A 22,067-nucleotide genomic window follows, 5' to 3' on the forward strand; every position below is an offset into this window, starting at 1 on the left:
GCATGGCTGGCCGCAAGTTGAAAAACGGGTCTGGATTCCCTATTCTTGCCAGCCACGCGGATGGCTGCCTGTCCACGTCCCTGATGACGCCGGATTTGGAACCACTTCAGACTCTCAATCAGAGCATATTAAGGAAAGGGCATGACCGACAACACCTCGGCCAAGGTCTGGGACAACGTTCCCAGTCCGTTCTGCGGTATCGCCTCCGACGACCTGAAAGTTGAGGTTTCCGGTTCGAGCGTGCGGGTGCTGGCAAATGGCGATGCCGTCACGATTCCCGGTTTCGAACTACCCGTGACCGATTGCGCTCCCCGTATCGCCGGCAAGCCGGTTTCCCTGGCTGAGGCGGTGCAGCGGGCGGCGACGATTCTGAGGGATGCCAGGCTGCCGGTGTTCAGCGGCTTCGGAACCGATGTCAACGACACTCGCGCCGCGCTCTCGCTTATCGACAAGGCCCGCGGTGTCTTCGATCAGGCCCGCGCCGGCGGCGGCGTCCGCAACCTGCTGGTGCTGGCCGATTCGGGTTGGATCGCGACGACGCTGGCCGAAGTGAAGAACCGCGTCGAAGTGCTCCTGGTGTTCGGCAGCGATGTCGAGGCCGCCTTTCCCCGTTTTTTCGAGCGCTTCGTCTGGAACCAGGAAACCCTGTTCGGGCAGGATCCCGCCAAGCGGGAAGTGATCTATCTCGGCCGGGCTCCAAGTGGCGATGCGGCTGCATCTCCCGACGGGCGTCGTCCACAGGTGATCGAATGCGCTCCCCAGCATTTGCCGGAACTCGCCGCTGCGCTGTCGGCCCTTGCGCGGGGTGCATCGCTCCAAGCCGAAACGGCGGGCGGCGTGCCGGTCGCTGCGCTGCAGGGCGTCGTGGACCGGCTCAAGCGATCGAGCTACAGCGTCGTGACATGGGTGGCCGGGCAGCTCGATTTTCCCCACGCCGACCTGACGGTGCAGCAGGTTTGCCAGGCGGTGACGGCGCTCAACAAGGAGACCCGCGCTGCGGTGTTGCCCTTGGGGGGGCAAGACGGCGACCGGACCGCCAGCCAAGTCTGCGCCTGGCTGACCGGCTATCCTACCCGCGTGAGTTTCGCCCGCGGCTTTCCCGAATACGACCCGTACCTCAACGATACCGCGCGCTTGCTGAGCGAGGGCGAAGCCGACGCGCTGGTCTGGGTGTCCAGCCTCTCGGTGGCGCCGCCGCCGGCCGCCGAGCTGCCGACGGTGGTGATCGGCCGTTCCGGCATGCAGTTCGACAAGGAGCCGGAGGTGTACATTCCCGTCGGCGTTCCGGGTATCGACCATGCGGGCCACATGTACCGCTGCGACAACGTCGTGGCCATGCCGCTCTATCCGCTGCGCGATTGCGGGTTGACGAGTGCTGCCGCCGCGCTGGCGGCGATCGAGCAGTCGCTCTAGCGCCTGCTTCCTTGGGAGATTCGAAATCATGCTGATCAAGCTTACGGGCGGCACCGTTTACGATCCGGCGAACGGCATCAACGGACAGGTGCGCAACCTTTTCATCCGCGACGGCAGGATTGTCCATTCGCTGAACGGCGCAACGCCGGATCAAGAGTACGACCTGCGCGGCAAGGTGGTGATGGCCGGCGCCATCGACATGCATACCCACATCGGCGGCGGCAAGGTGACCATCGCCCGCAACCTGCTGCCGGAAGACCATCGTGCCGACCCCGAGCCGCGCCGGGGCCTGATGCGGGCAGGCTGCGGCCACGCCGCACCTTCGACCCTGACCACCGGCTACCGTTACGCGGAGATGGGCTACACCGCCGGTTTCGAGCCCGCCGTGCTGCCCATCAATGCGCGCCAGGCCCACATGGAGATGGCGGACGTTCCGCTGTTGGACGTCGGCGGCTACGTCATGCTGGGCAGCGACGATTTCTTCCTGCGGCTCTTGTCCTCCGGAACCGACCAGCAGCTGATCAACGACTACGTCGCCTGGACGATCCGTTCCGCCAAGGCGATCGGCATCAAAGTGGTCAATCCCGGGGGCATCAGCGCGTTCAAGTTCAACCAGCGCATGCTGGATCTGGACGAAAAGCACGTGTACTACGGCGTGACGCCTCGGCAGATTCTGAAATCCCTCGCGCGCGCCGTCCATGAACTGGGCGTGCCGCATCCGCTGCACGTCCACGGCTGCAACCTCGGGGTGCCGGGCAATGTCGAGACGACGCTGAACACCATCAGCGGCATCGAAGGCCTGCCGATGCATCTGACCCACATCCAGTTCCACAGCTACGGCGTCGAGGGGGACCGCAAGTTCTCCTCCGGCGCGGCGCGCATCGCCGAGGCCATCAACGCCAACAAGAACATCACGATCGACGTCGGGCAGATTCTATTCGGCCAGACCGTCACGGCTTCGGGCGATTCGATGCGTCAGCACGCCAACGCGGGCCATGCCCACCCGGACAAATGGGTCTGCATGGACATCGAATGCGACGCCGGCTGCGGCGTGGTGCCGTTCAAATACCGCGACAAGAACTTCGTCAACGCGCTGCAGTGGTGTATCGGCCTGGAAACCTTCCTGCTGATCGAAGATCCCTGGCGCGTCTTCCTGACCACGGATCACCCCAATGGGGCGCCGTTCACCGCCTATCCGCATCTGATCCGGCTGCTGATGGACAAGAGCTTCCGCAACGACATGTTGTCCACGGTCAATCCGGAAGCGGCAGCGCTGAGCACCCTGGGGACGCTCGACCGCGAATATTCCTTATATGAAATCGCCATCATGACCCGGGCCGGCGCGGCCCGGCTGCTGGGGCTGACCGACCGCGGCCACCTGGGGGCAGGAGCGGCGGCGGACATCACCGTCTACACCGATCAGGCCGATAAGGAAAAGATGTTCACCCGGCCGGATTACGTCTTCAAGGACGGCGAACTGGTCGTGCGCAACGGCGAGGTCGTCAAGGTCGTGTGGGGAAATCTGCATACCGTCCAGCCGGAATTCGACAGCGGCATCGAAGCGCGGCTGCGCGATTACTTCGACCGCTACCACACCATGAAGCTCGATAATTTCGTTATCAACGATTGGGAAATCGAGGGCGATGGCCGCAGCAAGATCCTCGTCCATCCCTGCCATCAGGGGGCACGGTCATGATCATCAACGGCGTACATATCGACGAGACGTTCGCGGAGGCGTTCCCGATGCGCGCCACGCGCGTGATCGTCACGGCCCAGAATCTCAAGTGGGCCCATCACGCGGCCCAGGCCATGACGGGCTTCGCGACCTCGGTCATCGCCTGCGGCTGCGAAGCTGGCATCGAGCGGGAACTCGATCCCGCCGAAACTCCGGACGGACGTCCTGGCGTATCGGCGCTGCTGTTCGCCATGGGCGGCAAGGGGCTGGCGAAGCAACTGGAGACACGGGCCGGGCAGTGCGTGCTGACCTCGCCCACCTCCGCGCTGTTCGCAGGGATCGACGAAGGCGAGCAAATCCCCCTGGGGAAGAATCTGCGTTATTTCGGTGACGGCTTCCAGATTTCCAAGCGGATCGGCGGCAAGCGCTATTGGCGCGTACCGGTTATGGACGGAGAGTTCCTCTGCCAGGAGACCACCGGGATGATCAAGGCGGTCGGCGGCGGCAATTTTCTCATCCTGGCCGAATCGCAGCCCCAGGCGTTGGCCGCGTGCGAGGCGGCGATCGAGGCGATGCGCAGGATTCCCAACGTCATCATGCCGTTCCCCGGCGGCGTCGTCCGGTCGGGTTCCAAGGTCGGCTCGAAGTACAAAACCCTGCCGGCATCGACCAACGACGCCTTCTGCCCGACCTTGAAAGGGCAAACGCGGACCGAGCTTTCGCCGGAAATCGAGTCGGTGATGGAAATCGTGATCGATGGCTTGAGCGATGCCGATATCACCAAGGCGATGCGCGCAGGCATCGAGGCGGCTTGCGGGCTGGGTGCAGCCAACGGCATCCGGCGCGTCAGCGCCGGCAACTACGGTGGCAAGCTCGGGCCGTTCCTGTTCCACCTCCGCGAAATCATGGCTTGAACGCCGTCAGGCCGCGGCCAACAAGGAATCGATTATGACTGCATTGAGCTTTACGCTGAAGTCGCCGCTGCAGCAGCGGCTGGACGTTTCTCCGCTCGTTCCGGATTTATTGGTGGGCAAGTCGCAAAAGGAGGTTTCCGCGCTGACCCTGCAATACGGCAATCATCGGATCGCCGCGGGGGAACTGTTCGCTATCGAAGGAGACGATGCGGAGTCGGTCCGTATTTCCGGCTCGCCGAAACTCGACTTCGCCGGCAGAGGGATGACGCGAGGTTCCCTCGTTATAGAGGGTGATGCTGGCGCTTACGCCGGTATGCACATGAAAGGAGGGCGTTTGTACGTGTCAGGTTCAGCCGGCCTGTATACGGCGTGCGAGCTCAAGGGCGGTATCGTCGAGATTTCCGGGAATGTCGGCGACCTGCTCGGCGGCGCTCTTCCCGGCAATAAAAAGGGCATGTCGGAAGGCGTCGTGATCGTTCGCGGCGATGCCGGAGACCGCGTCGGCGACCATATGCGCCGCGGTTCAATTCTGATCGAGGGCAATGCCGGGTCGTATCTCGGGGCCCGGATGACGGCCGGCACGATAGCCGTACGGGGTCGCATCGGCGCCTGTGCCGGCTATGCCATGAAGCGCGGAACCCTGTTGCTGTATGGTTCTCCGGTGGCCATCGGCGCCACCTTCAACGACTGCGGTCTGCATACCCTGGGTTTCCTGCCTTTGCTGCTCAAGGGGTACTACGGTCTGGACACTTGGTTCTCTGGCCCTCAAGCACGCCGCGCGCGCGCGCGTCGGCTGGCCGGAGATCTGTCGGTGCAAGGCAAGGGCGAAATCCTGTTGGTCGCTTGACCCCCACCAGCGCGTCCCGCGCATACCGTTTGCGGGTCTAGCCTCCCTTGCCAGTCGGGATGGCAGCGGGCCTCCTCGCCCCTTTCTGCCCGCTATTTTTTCTAATGGATGGCGAATCTTTCAGCAGATTCATGACGTTGGCTTGCACAAACGAGCCTGCGTCAAAATGCCGCAGATTTTTCTTGACAGTCTCGGGTTGGGTGATAGACTGCGACCCACCAAAAGGGCCGGCATGCCTGAAAGCACGGTTCTGAGGGGCGGCAAGGATGCATGAAACAAGCAGGGAAGTGAGAGAAGATTCATCGGCGCAATGCGCTGATGTTTATGTCGATATAACAGTTGGAGGTAAAAATGGCAGCAACAACTTTGGGTGGTGCAGCTGCGGCCGAAGCGCCGCTGCTGGACAAGAAGTGGCTGGTTTTCGCTATCACTATCTACACCGTGTTCTATATGTGGGTGCGCTGGTACGAAGGCGTCTACGGCTGGTCCGCCGGCCTGGACTCGTTCGCACCGGAGTTCGAAACCTACTGGATGAACTTCCTGTACACCGAGATCGTCCTGGAAATCGTGACGGCTTCGATCCTGTGGGGTTACATCTGGAAGACCCGCGACCGCAACCTGGCCGCGCTGACCCCGCGTGAAGAACTGCGCCGCAACTTCACCCACCTGACCTGGCTGGTAGCCTACGCCTGGGCCATCTACTGGGGCGCTTCCTACTTCACCGAGCAGGACGGCACCTGGCATCAGACGATCGTGCGCGACACCGACTTCACCCCGTCGCACATCATCGAGTTCTACCTGAGCTACCCGATCTACATCATCACCGGCTTTGCGGCGTTCCTCTACGCCAAGACGCGTCTGCCGTTCTTCGCGAAGGGCATTTCGCTGCCGTACCTGGTGCTGGTGGTGGGTCCGTTCATGATTCTGCCGAACGTGGGTCTGAACGAGTGGGGTCACACCTTCTGGTTCATGGAAGAGCTGTTCGTGGCGCCGCTGCACTACGGCTTCGTGATCTTCGGCTGGCTGGCGCTGGCCGTCATGGGCGCACTGACCCAGACCTTCTACAGCTTCACTCAGGGCGGACTGGGACAGTCCATCTGTGAAGCCGTGGACGAAGGCTTGATCGCGAAATAAGGAACTGTCAGGCCGGCGGCCGGTTTTCGGGGTTCTGGCGACAGGCCTCAAGCCGGTCCGGCGGCCGGAAGGGACTCGCGGCGATGGGTGTCCGGGGATTCCCGGGCACCGTCGAAAATAAGAAAACGACAAATTTGGAGGTAACTTTAATGAGTGCTGCGCAATCTGCGGTTCGTTCGCACGCCGAAGCGGTCCAGCTGTCCCGGACCATCGACTGGCTGGCCTTGTTCGTGGTGTTCTTCGTGATCGTGGGCTCGTACCACATTCACGCCATGCTCACCATGGGCGACTGGGACTTCTGGTCGGACTGGAAAGACCGTCGACTGTGGGTCACCGTGACCCCGATCGTGCTGGTCACCTTCCCGGCGGCCGTCCAATCCTACCTGTGGGAACGGTATCGTCTGCCCTGGGGAGCGACCGTCTGCATCCTCGGCCTGCTGCTGGGTGAGTGGATCAACCGGTACTTCAACTTCTGGGGCTGGACCTACTTCCCGGTCAACTTCTGCTTCCCCGCCTCGCTGGTGCCGGGCGCGATCATTCTGGACACGGTCCTGATGCTGTCGGGCAGCTACCTGTTCACCGCCATCGTCGGTGCCATGGGCTGGGGTCTGATCTTCTACCCGGGCAACTGGCCGATCATCGCGCCGCTGCACGTACCGGTGGAGTACAACGGCATGCTGATGTCGATCGCCGACATCCAGGGCTACAACTACGTCCGCACGGGTACCCCGGAATACATCCGCATGGTAGAGAAGGGCACCCTGCGTACCTTCGGTAAGGACGTCGCCCCGGTATCGGCATTCTTCTCCGCGTTCATGTCGATCCTGATCTACTTCATGTGGCACTTCATCGGTCGCTGGTTCTCCAACGAACGGTTCCTGCAGGCCACCTGATCGTCACGATCGGGCCCGCGCAAGACCTATGTGAGAGAGCGTCCGGCCGGGTGACTGGCCGGCGAGAGACCCAACAGCAAGAACTCGAAAGAGGAGAGATCATGAAAACAATAAAGGACCGGATTGCAAAATGGTCTGCAATCGGACTGCTGTCCGCCGTGGCAGCGACCAGCTTCTACGCCCGAACGCTGCCGCCCACGGTGAGAAATCGCAGGCCGCGTTCATGCGTATGCGTACCATCCACTGGTACGATCTGACTTGGTCGAAAGAGAAAGTCAAAATCAACGAAACCGTGGAAATCAAAGGCAAGTTCCACGTGTTCGAAGGCTGGCCGGAAACGGTCGACGAACCGGATGTCGCGTTCCTCAACGTCGGCATGCCGGGCCCGGTGTTCATCCGCAAGGAATCGTACATCGGCGGTCAGCTGGTGCCGCGTTCGGTGCGCCTGGAAATTGGCAAGACCTACGACTTCCGGGTTGTTCTCAAGGCCCGTCGTCCGGGTGACTGGCACGTCCACACCATGATGAACGTCCAGGGCGGCGGTCCGATCATCGGCCCCGGCAAGTGGATCACCGTGGAAGGCTCCATGAGCGAGTTCCGGAACCCCGTCACCACCCTGACCGGGCAGACGGTGGACCTGGAGAACTACAACGAAGGCAACACCTACTTCTGGCATGCCTTCTGGTTCGCCATCGGCATTGCCTGGATCGGCTACTGGTCGCGCCGACCGATCTTCATCCCCCGTCTGCTGATGGTGGATGCAGGCCGTGCGGACGAACTGGTGTCCACCACCGACCGCAAGGTGGCGATGGGCTTCCTGGCCGCCACCATCCTGATCGTGGTCATGGCCATGTCCAGCGCCAACAGCAAGTACCCGATCACCATCCCGCTGCAGGCCGGCACCATGCGTGGCATGAAGCCGCTGGAAATGGCAGCGCCGACGGTTTCGGTGAAAGTGGAAGACGCCACCTACCGGGTGCCGGGTCGCGCCATGCGGATGAAGCTCACCATCACCAACCACGGCAACAGCCCGATCCGGTTGGGTGAGTTCTACACCGCGTCGGTACGTTTCCTGGATTCCAGCGTCTACAAGGACACCACCGGCTATCCGGAAGACCTGCTGGCCGAAGACGGCCTGAGCGTCAGCGACAACAGCCCGCTGGCTCCGGGTGAGACCCGCACGGTCGACGTCACCGCGTCGGACGCAGCGTGGGAAGTGTATCGTCTGTCCGACATCATCTACGATCCGGACAGCCGTTTCGCCGGTCTGTTGTTCTTCTTCGACGCAACGGGCAACCGTCAGGTCACCCAGATCGACGCACCGCTGATCCCGTCGTTCATGTAATCGCTCACGGGGAAGTCCTTCGGGGCTTCCCCTCGGCGGTAAAGGTAAAAGCAAAAACCCCCGGCCGGCAACGGCTGGGGGTTTTTGTTTATCCGGGGAAACGTCGAGCCGACGACCATGGCGACCGGCTGCCCTGGATGATGAAGGCGACCGCCCGCCGTGATCGTTTCCCTCGCCCCGGCCCTCTCCCAAAGGGTGAGCAAGGACGAGCGAAGTGTAGGTTAAAGTGTGAAGGCCCGGCTCGCCGATGCTGCCTGACGGGGGCTGCGGGACCGCGTCAGGTGTCGGCGCTCCGAGAAGCCTTCTTGCGCTCGTGTTCCTGTAAAAGCTTTTTGCGGATGCGGATGGTTTGGGGGGTCACTTCCACGAGTTCATCGTCATCAATGAACTCTATCGCCTGCTCTAGACTGAATTTGATTGCGGGAGTCAGGAGGATGTTCTCGTCACTGCCCGCCGCCCGGATGTTAGTTAGCTGCTTCGCTTTCGTGGGGTTGACCACCAGATCGTTTCCCCGTGTATGCACGCCGACTACCATGCCTTCATAGACTTCGTCGCCATGCTCTACAAATAGGCGCCCCCGCTCCTGGAGATTGAATAGCGAGAATGCCAGCGCTTTGCCCGATGTGTTGGAAATCAGGGCCCCATTGGTTCTCTGGCCGATCGCTCCCTTTTTGATCGGTCCGTAGTGATCGAACACGTGATACAGCAGCCCGGTTCCCGATGTGGTGGTGAGGAACTCCGTCTGAAAGCCGATGAGTCCTCGGGAAGGGATGACGTACTCGAGACGCACGCGTCCTTGACCATCCGGCACCATGTTCTGCAAGTCCCCCTTGCGCTCGCCAAGCTTTTCCATGATGGCGCCCTGATGCGCTTCCTCCAGTTCGATCGTCACGAATTCGTAGGGTTCGCAAGGTTCACCGTCGATTTCGCGGATGATGACTTCGGGTCTGGAAACCGCCAGTTCGTAACCTTCCCGCCGCATGTTTTCGATAAGAATAGAAAGATGCAGTTCTCCCCGGCCGGAAACCGCAAATTTATCCGGGTCTGCCGTGTCCTCCACCCGGAGGGCGACGTTGTGGATCAGCTCCCGATTCAACCTGTCACGAATTTGCCTTGAAGTAAGGAACTTGCCTTCCTTCCCTGCGAAAGGCGAATTGTTGACCTGAAAGGTCATGCTCACGGTAGGTTCGTCTACGGTAAGCGGGGGAAGCTGCTCGGCAAACCCAACCGCACACAGCGTATCCGAAATCTCGAGCCCCTCGATACCGGTGAAGGCGATGATGTCGCCGGCGCTCGCCTCCTCCCTCTCGATACGTTCCAGGCCGTGGAACGCCAGGACTTGAAGAATCCGGGCGCCACTTTGCCTGCCATCGCGTTTGATCAGTGTGACAGGAGTGTTCCTTTTGACGGTGCCTCGGGTGATTCTCCCGATGCCGATGACACCGACATAGGAGTTGTAATCAAGGCTGCTCACTTGCATCTGAAATGGGCCGTCGATATCCACATCGGGCGGCGATACATGATTCACGATGGCTTCGAACAGTGGTTCCAGCGTGCCATCCGTGATATCCGGGCTCAGCCCTGCATAGCCGTTCAACGCCGAGCAGTAAATGACCGGGAAATCGAGCTGGGCTTCGGTTGCGCCGAGGCGGTCGAACAGATCAAAAGTCTGGTCCAGCACCCAGTCGGGGCGGGCCCCAGGGCGGTCGATCTTGTTGATCACCACGATCGGGTGCAGTCCCATGGCGAAGGCTTTTTGAGTGACGAAGCGGGTCTGCGGCATGGGCCCGTCCACGGCGTCGACCAGAAGCAAAACCGAGTCGACCATGGAAAGGACGCGTTCGACTTCGCCGCCGAAATCGGCGTGGCCGGGAGTGTCGACGATGTTGATACGATAATCCCGCCATTTGATCGCGGTATTTTTCGCAAGGATGGTGATGCCTCGCTCTTTCTCGAGGTCGTTGGAGTCCATGACGCGCTCACCCACCCGCTCGTGAGCGGCGAAAGTGCCGCTTTGCTGGAGCAGCTTGTCTACCAGGGTGGTCTTGCCGTGGTCGACATGCGCGATGATCGCTATGTTACGTAACTTCTCTACCATGATTCTCAAAGGGGTCGTGTGGGAAAAAAGAAAGCATCCCGCTTCACGGCGAAGCGGGATGCTCATTGAAAAATTTGACCGCGATTCGACTCAGCGGTTTCAAGGGGAACTGTGAGACGCGTTTAGCCTTGCTCCCAGGGGAGACCGCGATAACGCCACCCTCCTTTTGAGCTGCGATGCCGGCTGTCATCCAATGGGCCTTCGAAGCCTTCGACTATATTGTACAGTTTCGAATAGCCGCCGGATGCTAGCTGTTCCGCAGCTTCCTGCGACCGTTGGCCGCTTCTGCACAGGAGCAAGATCGGAGTCGCGCCATCGGGTGCAAGCTGTTTGACCCCTTCGAGGAAATCGGGATTGATTCGCCAGGCCGGTGCAAACTTCCACGGAACGTTGCTAGCTCCCGCCGGGTGTCCGACCATCGCGAACTCGATGGGGTCGCGAACGTCGAGAAGAACGTGATCGGGATGGTCCAGTATGAACTGCCAAGCGGCAGCAGGGTCGATCTGCTCAATCATGAATGGGGTCTCTGGGCTATAAGAAAAGCTTCGTCACGTTGGCCGGCCTCCGGCTTGCCCGTCAGTGCTTCATCCCGATAATAACGGATCAGCAGCCGGTCGAAGAGCCGGATGAGTTCGTTGTCGCGCAACAGAAAGCGCGGGTTGCCGGGGCCCGAAACGCAGGGCTTGCTTTCTACGAAAGTCTGATAGAACAACAAACCGCCAGGTTTGAGCGCGTCCGCGATGTCCTGCGCCAACGCTCGCTCCAGGAATCTGGCGACGACAATCACGTCGTAACCTTGGGCGGACCACTGGCGTTCCATGACATCTGCTACGCGGGTATCGACGGGAAGCGCTTCGGCGCGCGCAACACTGTTCAACGCCTCGATTCCCACCTCCGAAATGTCGATGGCGTCCACCTCGAACCCGCGGCGGGCCAGAAACATGGCATTGCCGCCGAGCCCGCAGGCGAGGTCCAGCGCTCTGCCGCTGGCCGGGAGAAGGTGCTCATTCTCGGACAGCACCGTTGCAGCTCCGGGGAGGGGGCCCTTCCAGTCCCGATATATCCGGTCCCATTTTTGCCGGGTCGTTTCACCGTCCATCGTCAGTTCCTCGAGGCATCCCCCTGGAACATCTGCTCGATGATCGGGATCACCTTCTTGTCGAGCAGGAACATGATGACATGGTCCCCCTCCTCTATGACGGTGTCGTGATGGACTTGTATTACCTCCTGATCCCTGACCAGGGCTCCCATGACCACGCCTGGCGGAATAGGGATGCGGTCTATCGGTATGCCGATCACCTTCGATTTCCCCGGAGTTCCGTGCGCGACCGCTTCGAGCGCTTCAGCGGCACCGTGGCGCAGCGAATGGACCTGGACCACGTCGCCTTTGCGGATATGACGAAGCAGGGCACCTATGGTGGATTGCTGCGGCGAAATGACCAGATCGATCTGGTTGGGATCTACGATATCCGCGTAGGCGGCTTTGTTGACCAGGCTGATGACGCGTCGTGCACCCAGCCGCTTGGCCAGCATCGCGGAGAGGATGTTGGCCTCGTCGTCGTTGGTGATGGCGCAGAAAATATCGGTGTTTTCGATGTTTTCGCTCAACAGCAGTTCCTTGTCGGAGGCGTCTCCCAGCAACACGACGGTATTGGTCAGGTCTCCCGCGATCTTCTTGGCGCGGTCGGCGTTCTTCTCGATGACCTTGACCTGATATCGTTGCTCCAACGCCTGCGCCACCCGCTTGCCGACATGCCCGCCCCCCGCGAACATGAGCCGCTTGTAGGGCTTGTCGAGCTCACGCAGCTCACTCATCACATCGCTGATTTCCTCGGATGAGGCCATAAAGAACACTTCGTCGCCGTGTTCTATCGTCTGCCGCCCGTTCGGGATGATCGGGCGAGCATTGCGGAAAATGGCGGCGATCCGGGCATGGACATTCGGCATGTGCTGATGAAGCTCGCGGATTTCCCGGCCGACCAAGGGGCCTCCCGTCAGCGCCCGGACCGACACCAGCCGGACCCGCCCTTCGGAGAAATCCAGAACTTGGGAGGCGCCTGGATACTGCAGCAGCCGTTCAATCATCTGGGTGACGATCTGCTCGGGACTGATGACCACGTCTATGGGCAGGCCTTCCTTCGAGAATATCTCCGGATAGCTCAGGTATTCGATGGCGCGCACCCGCGCTATCTTTTTCGGGATGTTGAACAGGGTGTGCGAGATATGGCAGGCCAGCATGTTGGTTTCATCATCGCTGGTCACCGCGATGAGCATGTCGGTGTCGTCGGCGCCCGCGCGCTTCAGTACCGTGGGATGCGCCGCATTACCCTGTACGGTGCCGATGTCGAAGCGGTCGTGCAACTCCCGCAAGACACTGGTCTGTTTGTCGACGACTACGATGTCGTTATCCTCGCTGCAAAGGCTGGCAAGTACGCTCGTGCCGACCTGGCCGGCACCCAGGATAATGATCTTCATCAGCGCTTGTCTTTGAATTTGATGCCCAAGGCGTTGAGCTTTCGATACAAATGCGTACGTTCCAGGCCGATAGCCTGGGATAGCCGGGCAACGCTGCCGCCGTATTTGTCCAGATGGTATTCGAGATAAGTCTTCTCGAAGCGTTCGCGGGCCTCCTTCAGAGGAAGCTCGAAAAAGTCGGATTTGCCTTCCGCTCTAAGCGTGTCGGTCGTGCCGCCGAGTATAGATTTGACCTCGTCCAGTGAGACATCTTCGCCGCTGCCCAGAATCAAGAGCCGCTGGACCAAGTTTTTCAGCTCCCGGATGTTGCCGTTCCAGGCGTAGTGACGTAAGAAATTCTGTACCGACACCGGAAAGCGCCGGAACGGGAGCTTTTCCCGGCTGGCGAAATAGTCAACATAAAAGCGGAGCAATTCCGGGACGTCCTCGCTGTGTTCTCGAAGCGGCGGAATTTTGAGCGTCACAGCATTCAGCAAATAAAACAGTTCCCGGCGGAAAAGTCCGGCGCGGACTGCATCGTCCAGGGGCACATGCGTCGATGCGACCAGACGGAAATCCGTGTGGATGGGTTCGGTTCCACCGACGCGGTAAAACGCACCGGTCTCCAACGCTCCCAGGAGGCGCACTTGGGTTTCCGGCTCGAGATCGGAGACGTCCTCGAGAAAAAGCGTGCCTCCATGTGCTTGTTCCAGCAATCCCCTGCGGATTTTGCCGTTGTTTTCGCTGCCGAAGAATTCGATGGCAGAGGCCGCAGGCGAAATGGTGCCGGCGGCAACTTCCAGGAAAGGCCCTGAGCGGCGCGAGCTATGGGTATGCAGGTACCGTGCGGCGGTTTCCTTGCCGCTGCCCGCCTCTCCAACCAGCAGGACGCGTGCGTCATGCTGCGCCAGGCGCTTGATCTGCTCCCGCAGCAGCTCCATCGTAGCGCTCTTGCCGATCAGCTCCACCGCCGCCATTTCGGCGATGCGTCTCGTCCCCACCGTTTCGCGCCTCAGCCGGACCGATTCCAGTGCCCGCTCCACGGTAATCAGAAGTTTCGCCATCGAGATGGGTTTCTCCAGCACGTCGTGGGCGCCAAGGCGGGTGGCCTCAATGGCGGTTTCCACCGTGGCGTGTCCGGACATCATGATCACGGGGCAGTCTATCGCTCCGCTTTCCAGCCATTCCCGGAGCAGCGAAATGCCGTCCTCGTCCGGCATCCAGATATCCAGCAGGACCAGGTCCGGCCGATGGTCCCTGACGGCCTGGCGGGCAGCGGCCCCATTTTCGGCGGAAACCACGGTGTAGCCTTCGTCGGTGAGGATGTCCTGCACCAGTCCGCGAATGTCGGGCTCGTCATCGACGACCAATATGCAGCCTTGATTCATGATCTCGCTCCAGAGCTCCCGCCATTCGCTTCGGCTCGCATGTCTGTGTCAGGTATCGGGAACCGGATGATGAAGCCGGCGCCCTGCTGGTGCCCGTTTTCCACGCGGATGGTCCCTCCGTGCTCCTCTATGATCTTCTTGACGATCGCAAGTCCCAGGCCGGTGCCCTTGGTCTTGGTGGTGACATAGGGTTCGAAAATCCGATCCGCCTGGTCCTTCGGAATGCCGGGCCCGTTATCCCGGATCGTCAGTTGCACGAAGGCTTCTCCCTGGTCGACCGCCCTGCGAAGAACAAAGCACATATTACCCTGTGTGGACGGCGCCAGTGCTTCCTGTGAATTCTTGATGAGATTGTGCAGGACTTGCCGCAGTTGCAGCGGGTCGGCGGAAATTCTGGGCAGGTTCGGTTCTTCATCGATATCGAAACCGATGCCGGATTGCGGCGGGTACAAAGCCACCACCTCTTCCACGATTTCGGCCAGAGCAACCCGCCGGAGCTGGATGGTCGAAGATCTCGCGTATTCGGCGAAGGCATTTACCATGGCTTTCAGGGCTTCGACCTGCTGCACGATGGTGCGGGTCGAGCGGTCCAGGACTTCCGCGTCGCGGGCGTCGAGCCGGCTGGCGAGCTTGTGATGGAGGCGCTCGGCGGAGAGTTGGATCGGCGTGAGCGGGTTCTTGATTTCGTGGGCAAGACGCCGGGCGACCTCGCTCCACGCCGCTTGACGCTGGGCAAGGATGAGTGCAGTGACGTCGTCGAAGACCACCACGGCCCCGAGTTTTTCCCCGCTGCCATTGAACAGCGGGGTGCCATGGCAGAACAGCTCGCGCCGGCCCGTGGGGCCGACGAAGGATATCTCGCCCTGCCAGGTGCCCGTGCCCTTTTCCAACCAGCGCTCGATGCGGTCCAGCGGTTCGGCGAGGTATGGATGCTCGGCCTTGAGCCGGGAGATGGGAAGGCCCAGGTAGTCGTGAGCGGGAGCGTGCAGAATGTCGTCCACGGAACGGTTCGCGGTGAGGAGCCGGGAGGTGTTGTCGAAGCTGAGCACCCCGGAAGACAGATTGGACAGCACGGTTTCGAGATAGGTGCGCTGGCGCTCGACTTCGAGCCGCGACAGCCGGGCTTCTTCGCTGGCCTGGGCGAGCTTTTCGGTCATCGTGTTGAACGACTCGACCAGGAAGCCAAGTTCGTCTTTCGCCCGCACCGCGAGGCGCTGGCCGTAGCGGCCTTCGGCGACCGCGCGCGTGCCCTGGGCCAGCCGCCGCACCGGGGCGACGATTCGGCGGATGCTGACGAACGCAACCCAGATGGCCGCCAGGAGGCTGAGCAGCAGCACCAGCGACAGCGTGAGAATGAAAGTGTGCTTGAGGGAGCTGCGGAGGAAGCCAAGCTCCTTGTAGTGCACATAGGCCGCTTCGACCGTGCTGGCAAGTTGGGAGATTCGCAGCGGTACCGGGAACACGGCTTGCAGGAACAGGGGGTCGTCGGAGGGGACGGCCACGACGGAGCGGATCTGCAGATTGCCGTCCTGGTTGGGTTCCAGCCGGATGTAGGACTTGCCTTGCTTCACCCGGAGCAGAACCCCGGCATCCGGCAGATCGGGGAGGATGAAGCCGAGTTGGGAGCCGCCGGCCGCGATGATTCTCCCTTGCCTCGAAAACACCGTGAATTCGCCCTCTCCCAACTCGTCCCGGAGTTCGGTGAGGCGCAAGGGATATTCCATGATCGGCGCAAGCTGCAACTTTGCCGCCGCTTGTTCGGTCTGGTGCAGCATGGTGCGCATCCGCTCGTCGAGCGCTGCCTGCCCCAGCTCCAGCGCATCCTCCATGGCCTGGTCGATGCGGACGTCGAACCAGCTGTCGATGCTCTGCTTGAGGAACTGCATGGAGTAATAGAACACGATGGATGCCGGTGCCAGGCTGAGCAGGACGAAGAGAAACGCCATGCGGGCCGTCAGATGGGAGCCGGCCGCTCGCTTGGCGAGTTGCCGGAGGAGTCCGTACACATTGACGACGACCAGCGTCAGCAGCAGGATCGAGCCGACCGAATTGATGAGGACCAGCAGCGAGTACATGCTGCCGAGCTGCGGCGAACTCTGGGTAGCGGAGCTCATCAGGTGCAGCGAGGCGACAATGGCCGTGAACAGCGCGATCACGACCAGACTGAGCGGCAGGCGGATTCTCAGTTTGCGAATGACCATCGGAACCAGGGGCTGTTCAGATGCCACTGGGGGGAGAGATAGGCCGTGGGGCGCAATGGCAGTGGGAGCGATTCGATGTCCAATGTCACCGAGAGGGAGGCGCGATATTCGCCGCCGGCGAGCGTTCGAGGGGCGTCGACCGGCAGGTTTCTTATCCTGCCCAGTTCCTCGAGGAGAGCGTGCAGACTGGCGAAATTCTCGGTTACACCGGATTCCGCCCTCGTCAATTGATAGGCGCGCGCCAGGGGGTGAAAGCGTATGGTTCGCCGATGGTTTTCGGAAATCAGGGTCTCATCCCACCACCAGGGCCTGACCCGCTTAACCCGAAGACGCATGACCAGGGTCAACGGGACGCCGTTATGCATAGCCTCGACGGCGGTCTCGCTGAAATGGTAATCGATGTCGGCATCGAGCCCCCAGGAACGGTCCTCGTGCCGGAACAACTCGGCGCGGCGCACTATGAATCCCGCTTCGGCGCTCCAGCCTGCGATGGGGGCGAGGAGGCCGAACAGGGTCAGCCAGCCGGCAAACCTGTTCATGTCGTCTTACGCAAACGGGCATAGAAGAAGCCGTCCATGCCGGATTCCCCTGTCAGAATCTGGCGTCCATGGCGCAAGGGGATGCCCCAGTCCGCGGTCACCCGCAGTTCGTCCACATCGCCGCGGGTCTCCAGAAAGCGGCTTATCTGCAGTTCGTTCTCGGCGCGGATGACCGAACAGGTGGCGTAGACGAGGATGCCGCCCGGTTTGAGCAGGGGCCAGGCGGCGTCGAGGATGGCAGCCTGAAGTTCATGCAGTGCGTCGAGATCGCGCGCTTCCCGTAGCAGTTTGATGTCGGGGTGGCGCCGGATGACCCCGGTCGCCGAACAGGGCGCATCGAGCAGGATGCGGTCGAAGGGGCGGCCGTCCCACCAGGATTCCGGCGAGCGGGCGTCGCCGGTGACCACCGTGGCGGACAGTCTTTCCCGCTCCAGGTTTTCGCGGATACGCGTGCACCGTTCGGCATCGATGTCCAGCGCGACGGCCTCGATGTCTCCCCGGCTGAGTTCGAGCATATGCAGCGTTTTCCCGCCGGGAGCGGCGCACATGTCCAGAATCCGTTCGCCCGGTTCGGCACCCACCAGCGGTGCCGCCAGCTGGGCTGCTTCGTCCTGGACCGACACCCGCCCCTCGGTGAAACCCGGCAATGCTTCGACCGGGACCGGCGATTCGAGAGTCAGCCCCCAGGGCGAATGGAGGCAGGGGCGGGCGGCGATGCCGGCTTCGGCCAGCCGTGCGAGGTAGCCGGTGCGGTTCTCCTGGAGTGGGTTGACGCGGATCGTCATCGGCGGCGGTAGGTTGTTCTGCTGCACGAGAGTTTCCCACTGCTCGGGCCAGTCGGCGGCGAGCCGGTCGCGCACCCAGACGGGATGGGCGTCCCGGCTCGCGGGGTCCTGCAGGGCCCGGTTTTCCAGTTCGTCCCTGCGCCGCAGATAGTTCCGCAGAATGGCGTTGAGCAAGGGCTTCGCCCAGCTTTTCCGGCCGGCCGCCTCGACCGTTTCCGAAACCGCGGCATGAGGTTTGACGTTCATGCTGCGCAATTGGTGGAGACCGATCAGAGCGAGCAGCCGGACTTCCGGGTCGCGAATCGGTTTGGTCGCCAGTTCGCCGAGCAGGAAGTCCAGCGGCTCGAAGGCGCGAATTACGCCGTAGCACAGCGATTGCACGAACGCCCGGTCTCGCGCATCCGTCAATGAGGAAAGACGTTTTCCCAGCGCCCAGGTCAGCGAATGCCGGTCGACGACGACATCATGAAGCGCCGCGGTAGCCAGCGTGCGGGTTTTAGCGGTCATGTCCCCAGCCGTTTTCCGTCCATCGCATGAGCGTTGAGGAAGTCTGTGGCGCTCATCCGCCGCTTTCCTGGGGCCTGGATTTCAAGAATTCGCAAAGTTCCCTGCCCGCAGGCCACATCGAGGTTTTTCGCGTAGGCGACGATGGTACCGGGCGGGGCGTCCGGCGGGGTATCCAGAGCCTGCGCCGACCAGATCCGCAGTACCGTCCCAGCCAACGTCGTTTCCGCTACCGGCCAGGGATTGAACGCGCGCACCCGGCGGCAGATAGGGGGCGCATCCTGCCGCCAGTCGATGCGTGCCTCGGATTTTTCGATCTTCTCGGCGTAGGTGACCTGACTCTCGTCCTGGGGTTCACCGGGCAGGCGGCCGGCCGCCAGCTCGGGCAGCAATTCGATGAGCAATTCGGCCCCGAGTCCGGCGAGACGGTCATGGATGGAGGCGGCGGTATCGTCGCCGCCGATCGGGCAACTCCGTTTGCCGAGCATCGGGCCGGCGTCCAGACGCGGCTCGATGCGCATGAGAGTGACGCCGGTTTCCATATCGCCTGCGAGGATGGCGCGCTGGATCGGGGCCGCACCGCGCCAGCGGGGGAGGAGGGACGCGTGGATGTTGACGCAGCCGAATCCCGGAGTTGCCAGGATGGGCGTCGGCAGGATCAGGCCGTAGGCAACCACGACCATCAGGTCCGGCGCCAGGTCGCGCAGCCGTTCGAGTTCCTCCGGCCCTTTCAGCGACTCCGGCTGGAACACGGGAAGTCCGTGGTCGGCCGCGAGTTGCTTCACCGGGCTGAACGAGATTTTGCGGCCGCGGCCGGCAGGCCGGTCAGGCTGAGTGTAGACGGCGCAGGGTGAATGGCCGGATGCGATCAGGGCGTGCAGGGCAGGGACGGCAAACTCGGGCGTGCCGGCGAATACGATTCTCATGAAGCCGTTACTACGGTGGGGCGGATGCGGCGCGCTCGCCGGAGGTGGGTGATCAGCGTCTTCGCTCCGGCTTCGGGCGGTCAAACGGCCGCCGCAGCGCGTGGCGCCTTGTGGATTTCCCTCAGCCGCCGCTCTTTCTGAAGTTTTTTGCGCGCCATCTGGCGCTTCAGAGCGGAAAGATGGTCGAGGAAGAGCTTGCCTTCCAGGTGGTCCATCTCGTGCTGGATGCAGACGGCCAGCAGCCCCTCCGCTGACATTTCGAAGAAATCCCCGTTGCGATCCTGGGCGCGGAAGCTGATCGACTCGGCCCGGCACACCTTTTCGAAAATCCCGGGCACCGACAGGCAGCCTTCCTCCATCTCGCCGTTCCCGCTCCTTCCGAGCAATTCCGGATTGATCAGGCACAGCGGTGCGTTCTTCTCGTCGGAAACGTCGATGACGAGAATACGCTTGTGCACGTTGACCTGGGTGGCCGCCAAGCCGACGCCGGGCGCAGCGTACATGGTCTCGAACATGTCGTCGACGGTCCTGCGCAGGGCATCGTCGAAAACTTCGACCGGCGCAGCCTTCTTGCGCAAACGTTCGTCAGGAAATTCGAGAATGGATAGAATGGTCACGGTAGCCTCTTCCGCCGGGCATGCGGGAAACATAGCTGCTCAAGCATGGGGAATTCTAACGAATTCCGCCGGGAGAATGAATCTAAAGCCTGATGCAGCGGGAAATGCATCGTCTGTGAACGGTAAGACAAGCAAACTTCACTCCAGTTTCCTCACGATGTCACGAAAATGCCCATGACCGCCAGGTTCGCAGCGGGCTTGGCGCTGCTCGTCGCCTGCGCAGGGACCTTGGCGGCCGAGATCGCCCTCAATCCGGACCATCCGGAGCGCTACCTGGTGCAGGCGAACGATACGCTTTGGGACGTTGCCTCCCGCTTTCTGCAGAGTCCGGCGCAGTGGTCGCAGGTGTGGTACCGGAACCCGGCATTGGGTAACCCCGACCAGATTTACCCGGGCGACGTGCTCGTGCTGCGCCGGGGCGGCGGCGGGCCCAGGATCGAGCTCGAGACCGCCCCGGCCGTCCCGTTGAGTCCCGTCATCCGGGTGACGCCGCTGGTACGGGAGATTCCGGTCATTCCGGCGGACGCCATCCGGGCATTCCTGACGAGGCCTAGAATCTTGGACAGTTCCGACGTCGATGCCCTCCCTTACATCGTCGGGTTTCCGGACGAGCATATCTCCGGCGGCGCCGGTTACGGCATCTATGCGCGAGGGGTCAAAGAAGCTAAGGATAGCGTTCTGGCGGTCGTGCGTCCTGGCCCCGCCTATCGCGACGGGGCTACCGAAGAAGTGCTCGGCTATGAAGCCTTGTATATCGGGGACGCCCAGGTCCGCAGTGCCGGCGAGCCGTCGGCGCTTCTCCTGGTCCGGGCCGAGCGGGAGGCCGTGATCGGTGACCGCCTGCTGGCCGTCGAGCCTCAAGAGCTTACGACTTCGTACACGCTTCACGCTCCGGAGAAGCCGCTCTCCGGCAGGATCATCGGTGTGCTCGATGGCGTGACCCAGATCGGGCAATACCAGGTGATCGTCCTGGACCGGGGCGGCAGGGACGGTCTGGAGGTTGGGCACGTGCTCGACATCTACCGTGAAGCGGATATGATCAAAGACTACGTCGCCGGCGGTTTCGGCAACGTCGTCGAGACGCCGCCGGACTGGTCGGGTTCGCTGGTGGTCTTCCGGCCTTTCGACCGCGTCAGTTACGCGCTGGTCATGAAGGCGGTCAAGGCGATGCACATCGGCGACATCGTGAAGTCTCCGTGATGTCCGGCCGATGACGGACGCCTCTTTGCGCTGCTGGTTGGCCCTGGTGCGGCTGCCTGGTGTCGGGCCGCGCCGCGCAGCGTCGCTGCTGGAGCGGTTCGGCTCGGCCGGCGCGGTGTTCGCACAGCCGCGGGAGGCCTACGAGGGGCTGCGCTTGAACGGGGATGCACTGCATCGCCTGATGCGCCCGCGATGGGAGGATGTCGAGGCGGACCTCGCCTGGCTGTCGCAACCGGGACACGGTTGCTTCACTCTGCACGATCGCGAATATCCTTCTTTGCTGCGAGAGATCGCGGATCCTCCGGTGGTGCTATTCACGCGAGGGGACGCCGCCGTGCTGAGGAGCAAGCAGATCGCCATCGTCGGCAGCCGCAATCCTACGGTGACGGGGGAGCGGACGGCAAGACGGTTTGCCGCGGCCTTGTCTCGAGCCGGGCTGGCGGTCACCAGCGGATTGGCTTCTGGAATAGACGCCGCCGGGCATAAGGGGGCCCTGGAGGCCGGAGGCCCGACCGTCGCCGTGTTCGGGTGCGGGCCGGACCGGATCTATCCGCCCCGGCACCAGGCGCTGGCCGATGCCATCGCCGCCAGCGGCGGGGTGCTCGTGTCCGAGTTTCCGCCCGGCACTCCACCGAGCCGGGAGGGATTTCCGCGCCGCAACCGCATCATCAGCGGCCTCAGTCTCGGTGTGCTGGTGGTCGAGGCGGCGCTGAAATCGGGCTCGCTCATCACTGCGCGCCAGGCGATGGAGCAGGGGCGCGAGGTCTTCGCCATTCCCGGTTCGATCCTCGACCCCCTGGCTCGCGGCTGCAATACGCTGATTCGTGAGGGCGCAAAGCTGGTGGAGTCGGTCCCGGACATTCTCGAGGAACTCGGCGCGCTGGCGGGTTTCGTGGATTTCCACGGAGATTCCCCTGTTCCGCAGCCGACTGACGCGGAAGCCGCGCGGATTCTGGCACATATTGCCTATGCGCCGACGTCCGTGGATACTCTAGTCGCGGCAACAGGTTATCCAGCGAACCTCATCGCCTCGAAACTCGTCCTGCTCGAGATGGAGGGCCATGTGGCGGCTGCGCCGGGCGGCGGATACTGCCGTATAAAGTAGGGAGCGTACCGACGCTCCCCCACTCGAGA

At 62.1% G+C, this 22,067-nt stretch carries 18 protein-coding genes and 1 pseudogene; 9 read left to right on the forward strand and 10 right to left on the reverse strand.

The genetic code is table 11. From position 1 onward, the window contains the following. Positions 1-141 precede the first annotated feature (141 nt). From OOT43_RS14030 to amoB, 7 genes and pseudogenes are all read left to right on the forward strand, one after another. Positions 142-1,413 carry a formylmethanofuran dehydrogenase subunit B gene (locus OOT43_RS14030; RefSeq protein WP_266021193.1) on the forward strand — a complete coding sequence of 424 codons (1,272 nt, stop codon included), beginning with the start codon at positions 142-144 and terminating at the stop codon, positions 1,411-1,413. 28 nt (positions 1,414-1,441) lie between these two features. Then, positions 1,442-3,109 carry a formylmethanofuran dehydrogenase subunit A gene (locus OOT43_RS14035; protein WP_266021194.1) on the forward strand — a complete coding sequence of 556 codons (1,668 nt, stop codon included), beginning with the start codon at positions 1,442-1,444 and terminating at the stop codon, positions 3,107-3,109. Next, on the forward strand, positions 3,106-4,002 hold the full coding sequence (fhcD, locus tag OOT43_RS14040; RefSeq protein ID WP_266021195.1) for a formylmethanofuran--tetrahydromethanopterin N-formyltransferase: 897 nt from the start codon (positions 3,106-3,108) through the stop codon (positions 4,000-4,002). The genes OOT43_RS14035 and fhcD overlap by 4 nt, the downstream gene beginning before the upstream one ends. 34 nt (positions 4,003-4,036) lie before the next feature. Next, positions 4,037-4,849, forward strand: coding sequence for a formylmethanofuran dehydrogenase subunit C (locus tag OOT43_RS14045; RefSeq protein ID WP_266024930.1), 813 nt, complete (start codon positions 4,037-4,039; stop codon positions 4,847-4,849). 351 nt (positions 4,850-5,200) lie between these two features. Then, positions 5,201-5,983, forward strand: a complete 783-nt coding sequence (gene amoC / locus OOT43_RS14050; RefSeq protein ID WP_266021196.1) for a bacterial ammonia monooxygenase, subunit AmoC — start codon at positions 5,201-5,203, stop codon at positions 5,981-5,983. Positions 5,984-6,132: 149 nt separating this feature from the next. Beyond that, positions 6,133-6,876, forward strand: a complete 744-nt coding sequence (gene amoA, locus OOT43_RS14055) for a bacterial ammonia monooxygenase, subunit AmoA (protein WP_266021197.1) — start codon at positions 6,133-6,135, stop codon at positions 6,874-6,876. Between the two features lie 101 nt (positions 6,877-6,977). Next, positions 6,978-8,221 (forward strand): annotated as a pseudogene (amoB, locus tag OOT43_RS14060) (bacterial ammonia monooxygenase, subunit AmoB). Between the two features lie 277 nt (positions 8,222-8,498). Here amoB and typA read toward each other — a convergent pair. From typA to def, 10 genes are all read right to left on the reverse strand, one after another. Next, on the reverse strand, positions 8,499-10,319 hold the full coding sequence (gene typA, locus OOT43_RS14065; protein WP_266024932.1) for a translational GTPase TypA: 1,821 nt from the start codon (positions 10,317-10,319) through the stop codon (positions 8,499-8,501). Between the two features lie 122 nt (positions 10,320-10,441). Next, positions 10,442-10,834: a rhodanese-like domain-containing protein gene (locus OOT43_RS14070; protein WP_266021198.1), complete on the reverse strand. Its 393-nt coding sequence runs from the start codon at positions 10,832-10,834 to the stop codon at positions 10,442-10,444. Continuing rightward, entirely contained in the window at positions 10,831-11,418 is a 588-nt protein-coding gene (locus OOT43_RS14075) for a class I SAM-dependent methyltransferase (protein WP_266021199.1), read from the reverse strand. The genes OOT43_RS14070 and OOT43_RS14075 overlap by 4 nt, the downstream gene beginning before the upstream one ends. A gap of 2 nt (positions 11,419-11,420) precedes the next feature. Further along, a complete protein-coding gene (trkA, locus tag OOT43_RS14080; RefSeq protein ID WP_266021200.1) occupies positions 11,421-12,794 on the reverse strand; it encodes a Trk system potassium transporter TrkA in 1,374 nt (457 codons plus the stop codon). Continuing rightward, on the reverse strand, positions 12,794-14,161 hold the full coding sequence (locus OOT43_RS14085; protein ID WP_266021201.1) for a sigma-54-dependent transcriptional regulator: 1,368 nt from the start codon (positions 14,159-14,161) through the stop codon (positions 12,794-12,796). Before OOT43_RS14085 ends, trkA begins: the two co-directional genes overlap by 1 nt. Beyond that, positions 14,158-16,362 (reverse strand): sensor histidine kinase, encoded by a 2,205-nt coding sequence (locus OOT43_RS14090; RefSeq protein WP_266021202.1) that lies wholly within the window; start codon positions 16,360-16,362, stop codon positions 14,158-14,160. Before OOT43_RS14090 ends, OOT43_RS14085 begins: the two co-directional genes overlap by 4 nt. Beyond that, positions 16,344-16,901, reverse strand: coding sequence for a DUF4390 domain-containing protein (locus OOT43_RS14095; RefSeq protein ID WP_266021203.1), 558 nt, complete (start codon positions 16,899-16,901; stop codon positions 16,344-16,346). The genes OOT43_RS14090 and OOT43_RS14095 overlap by 19 nt, the downstream gene beginning before the upstream one ends. Continuing rightward, a complete protein-coding gene (gene rsmB, locus OOT43_RS14100) occupies positions 16,898-18,193 on the reverse strand; it encodes a 16S rRNA (cytosine(967)-C(5))-methyltransferase RsmB (protein WP_266021204.1) in 1,296 nt (431 codons plus the stop codon). Before rsmB ends, OOT43_RS14095 begins: the two co-directional genes overlap by 4 nt. Continuing rightward, a complete protein-coding gene (fmt, locus tag OOT43_RS14105; protein WP_266021205.1) occupies positions 18,190-19,116 on the reverse strand; it encodes a methionyl-tRNA formyltransferase in 927 nt (308 codons plus the stop codon). The genes rsmB and fmt overlap by 4 nt, the downstream gene beginning before the upstream one ends. Positions 19,117-19,196: 80 nt before the next feature. Beyond that, complete coding sequence (def, locus tag OOT43_RS14110; protein WP_266021206.1) at positions 19,197-19,733, reverse strand: peptide deformylase; 537 nt, start codon at positions 19,731-19,733, stop codon at positions 19,197-19,199. Positions 19,734-19,907: 174 nt separating this feature from the next. Here def and OOT43_RS14115 point away from each other — a divergent pair, with 174 nt between their 5' ends. Together OOT43_RS14115 and dprA are read left to right on the forward strand one after the other, a co-directional pair. Next, the gene (locus tag OOT43_RS14115; protein ID WP_266021207.1) at positions 19,908-20,933 is read left to right on the forward strand and encodes a LysM peptidoglycan-binding domain-containing protein; all 1,026 of its coding nucleotides are present in this window, start codon (positions 19,908-19,910) and stop codon (positions 20,931-20,933) included. Between the two features lie 10 nt (positions 20,934-20,943). Then, positions 20,944-22,038, forward strand: a complete 1,095-nt coding sequence (gene dprA / locus OOT43_RS14120) for a DNA-processing protein DprA (protein WP_266021208.1) — start codon at positions 20,944-20,946, stop codon at positions 22,036-22,038. Positions 22,039-22,067 lie beyond the last annotated feature (29 nt).

The sequence above is a fragment of the Methylococcus mesophilus genome, from assembly GCF_026247885.1.
Taxonomy (GTDB): domain Bacteria; phylum Pseudomonadota; class Gammaproteobacteria; order Methylococcales; family Methylococcaceae; genus Methylococcus; species Methylococcus mesophilus.